Here is a 589-nt window from a genome sequence, read left to right on the forward strand (position 1 = left end):
CGGCGACGGCCTGCCGCCCGCCCCATCCCGCCTAGCCTCCCCCTACGACACCGACACCCGCTGGTCTGCCAAGCGCGAGACGTTCTGGAACGGCTACAAGCTCCACGTCTCCGAGACCTGCCACCCACAAGCTGAGGGCGACCGGCCCGGACGCCCAAACCTGATCACCAACGTCACCACCACCTGCTCAACCCTGCCGGACAGCAAGGCCCTGAGCGCGATCCACCAGGGCCTGCACCGACGCCACCTGCTGCCCGCCCGGCACTACCTCGACTCCGGCTACCCCAGCGCCGAGCTCATCGTGTCCGCCGCCAAGACCTATGGAGTCGCCCTGGTCACGCCGGTCCTGCTCGACACCTCCCGCCAGGCCAAGGCCCGACAAGGCTTCGCGGCCCACGACTTCACCATCGACTGGGAGAACAACAAGGCCCTCTGCCCGGCGGGAAAGACCAGCGCCACCTGGAACGACGTCGTCCAGGAGGGCGTGGCCAAGACCGTCGTCTCCTTCGCCGCCCTGGACTGCATCCCCTGCCCCGTCAAGGAGCAGTGCACCAGCTCACGACAGGGCCGCCGGCTCAGCCTCTACCCC

At 69.1% G+C, this 589-nt stretch carries 1 protein-coding gene; it reads left to right on the forward strand.

Annotated elements, in window-relative coordinates:
• Positions 1–589: transposase (locus tag JL475_RS39310; RefSeq protein ID WP_202282974.1), on the forward strand; the 589-nt coding region annotated here is incomplete at both ends.

The organism is Streptomyces sp. M2CJ-2, from assembly GCF_016757295.1.
GTDB lineage: Bacteria > Actinomycetota > Actinomycetes > Streptomycetales > Streptomycetaceae > Streptomyces.